Raw genomic sequence first — 2598 nt, 5'->3', positions numbered from 1 at the left:
GAGCGCTTGGTCTTCGGACTGGGCGCTCTTCTTCATTTGCGCGGCACGTAGGGGGACCGGCCGCCAGGCCGCACGCCCCCGGAGGCCGCGCACGCGGCCGAAGGCCGCCTTGAGTCAGTAGAGAAAGTTCTCACGAAGCCTGGGAAGCGCTAGAAGCGGCTGGCTCGTCGTGGGATGTTGCGCTCGACTCTCGCGATGCCCTCACGAGTTCTTGAAGCGCCCGTGCACGAGCGACGATGAGGGTTCGCCGTTGCTCGGCGTGTGCGGCGTCCAAGTGCTCTGGAGAGGCCGTCACCTGAGCGTTGTGCTTGCGGTAGATCAGCCCGGGCTCTGCCTCCAGATGCCCCGGAGTTAGGGCGCTGGCGGCGACAAGGAGCCCGGTGTCCTCGCTCGTCGGCAGGGCCATCCAGCCACCGAGCCGGAGAAGCAGGTCTCGCTTGATGCTCATGGAGGTGGGCATGTTCGGAAGCCACTTCCAGTCGTTGTCTTCCCAGACCCGAAGAACCCATCCCGGCTCGACCAAGCCGGGCTCAGGGTCGCCGTGAATCCACCTCGAAAGTTCGCCCGTCTCTTCGTCGCGGTCGTAGGCAGTCGAGGTCGTCCATCCAATCTCGGGATGCTTCTCGTGAGCCCGGATGTCCCTCGCCAGCGCTCCATCGGTGAGACGGTCGTCTGCGTCGAGGTTCCGGATGATGGAGCCGGTCGAGCGAGCGAACGCCATGTTTCTAGTCGGCCCCGGCCCTGAGGGTCGGTTCTCATCGATGCTGCATCGCGGGTCCGTGCGGATCGGGTCAGGAAGGCTCTCCGAAATCGGCCCGTCGCACTGGATGAGCCACTCCCAGCGCCAGGCATCGGGCATCTCCTGACTCCGGAGAGACTCGTACGCATCCATGAGGTACGGGACAGATGGTGCGTGCACCGGGGTGATGACTGAGATTCGGTTGTCGCTCATCGGCTCGCCTTCTCCAGTGTCGTTTCGAAGGACAGCGCCATGCGGTCCGCTGGCCACTTGTTGTCAGCGACCTCGACGGCTCGTCCATCGGTGCTGAACGTCGTCTTGCGGTCGACCAGGAGGGGCGCTCCCGGCGTGAGCTCGAACTCCTGTGCCTCATCTGCGGTGGCCGGCCGAGCGATTACGCGGTCCGTGATGCGCTCTACCTCGATCCCCACCGTAGACAACTGGTGTTGCGTGCCACCCGGCCACGGCTCGGCGGTCTCGTCCATGAGGCGAGGGTTCCCCTCGATGTGCGAGACGACGAGGTGCGAGACGACGAGGGCGAATGGTGCAGACTCGTCGCTCACGCGAGTTCGGTACGTACGTCGAAGCAGTGGCGTCCCCACTGCGACACCCAGGGCATCGGCAAGGTCTTCGTCGGCCTTCGCCTCTTCGTAGCGAGCGGAGAAGACGAACCTCTCCAGGGGAAGCCCTGTGTCCCGCTCCGATGCACCTTCCGAGAGCCGCTCTTCCTCGCTGAGTGGAACTCGGTTCTTCTCCCACTGGTAGCGGGCAGATGAGCGCTCCAGACGCGTCCGCCGAGCCCGTACGAACGTCCCACGCCCATGCACGCGCTCGATGTGCTGCTCGGCTTCGAGTAGATCGAGAGCACGCCTCAGGGTGCCGAGACTGACCCCGTACTCCTCAAGGAGTGCCGTCTCGCTTGGGAGCCGGTCGCCCGGCTGCAACTCGGATGACTCGATGCGATGCCGCAGGTCAGCGGCGATCCTGTCGAACTTTGCGGCCACCTTGGGGGCCTCCTTCCTGATGAATCCAGCCTAGTCCTTTAGAGGACTGGTTGACAGTCTGCTCCGTCCTGTGCTCCTATAGTCCTATAGAGGACTGAAGGAGTCCTCTCCAACAGAGAAGGAACTAGAGCAATGGCGATGAAGCAGCGTTTCGCAGTGCAGCACGAGGTCGTCTTCGAGAAGGGCGCGTTCCTCAAGGGCGAGGTCGAGCCGGTTCTCGACTTCCAGGCGGGCAAGCGGGCCGACGGGTCGATGCCCCAGCAGCTCGACAAGGAGACGGGCCTCCCGGTCTGGCAGGTGATGGTCCTCGACGCCGACGACACGGCGGGCAAGAAGGACACCGCGATCACGGTCAAGTTCCTGGCCAAGCACCAGCCCGTGCCCCCGGCCAACGACACCCCGTTCCCCTGGACCCCGGTGGAGTTCGTGGGCCTGACCGCGCTTCCGTACGTCGAGTACACGGGCGGAAAGAACAAGGAGGGTCAGGACCGCACCCGGATCACCTGGTCCTACCGCGCCGAGTCGATGGTCAAGCCTGGCGAGAACCCCGCTCGTAAGCCCGCTGCCAGCGGCACGGCATCGAAGGCGGCTGCCTGACATGAGCCTCTACCTGGTGTGGATCGGTGACGGGTCCGACCCGGCACACCTGGCCGGGCTCAACGCCGACTACACCCTGTGCGGCCAGCCCAACGCTGGCAGCCGCTGGTCGTGGGACTACCCCGACCTTTCAACCCCGGTGTGCCCGGTCTGTCGCGGCAAGGCGGCAGGTCTGTGAGCACACCCCACATTCGCCCGCCAGTCGTCGCGGAAGGGAAGCCGTGGCGGCTGGCGGGTCTCCAACTCTCAGAACGGAGC

General features: G+C 65.2%; 4 protein-coding genes. 2 read left to right on the top strand and 2 right to left on the bottom strand.

The annotated features are described in order from the left end of the window. Window positions 1–130 precede the first annotated feature (130 nt). Both ACFVJS_RS27475 and ACFVJS_RS27470 read right to left on the bottom strand, forming a co-directional pair. On the bottom strand, window positions 131–952 hold the full coding sequence (locus ACFVJS_RS27475) for a glycosyltransferase (RefSeq protein ID WP_378886717.1): 822 nt from the start codon (window positions 950–952) through the stop codon (window positions 131–133). Then, entirely contained in the window at window positions 949–1743 is a 795-nt protein-coding gene (locus ACFVJS_RS27470; RefSeq protein ID WP_378886716.1) for a GntR family transcriptional regulator, read from the bottom strand. Before ACFVJS_RS27470 ends, ACFVJS_RS27475 begins: the two co-directional genes overlap by 4 nt. Window positions 1744–1881: 138 nt before the next feature. On the opposite strand from ACFVJS_RS27470, the gene ACFVJS_RS27465 reads away from it, so the two are divergent. Further along, a complete protein-coding gene (locus tag ACFVJS_RS27465) occupies window positions 1882–2340 on the top strand; it encodes a plasmid replication, integration and excision activator (RefSeq protein WP_378886715.1) in 459 nt (152 codons plus the stop codon). Between the two features lies 1 nt (window position 2341). Further along, window positions 2342–2518, top strand: coding sequence for a hypothetical protein (locus tag ACFVJS_RS27460; RefSeq protein ID WP_271188389.1), 177 nt, complete (start codon window positions 2342–2344; stop codon window positions 2516–2518). The last annotated feature ends 80 nt before the right edge of the window (window positions 2519–2598 follow it).

Source organism: Nocardioides sp. NPDC057772, from assembly GCF_042798075.1.
In the GTDB taxonomy this organism is placed as follows: Bacteria; Actinomycetota; Actinomycetes; order Propionibacteriales; family Nocardioidaceae; genus Nocardioides.
Note: the sequence above shows the minus strand (reverse complement) of the source record. Positions and strands in the feature narration are given on the sequence as shown.

Coding starts and splice junctions, on each gene's coding strand:
- ACFVJS_RS27475 (WP_378886717.1), bottom strand. CDS start 952: ATGAGCGACAACCGAATCTCAGTCATCACCCCGGTGCACGCACCATCT.
- ACFVJS_RS27465 (WP_378886715.1), top strand. CDS start 1,882: ATGAAGCAGCGTTTCGCAGTGCAGCACGAGGTCGTCTTCGAGAAGGGC.
- ACFVJS_RS27460 (WP_271188389.1), top strand. CDS start 2,342: ATGAGCCTCTACCTGGTGTGGATCGGTGACGGGTCCGACCCGGCACAC.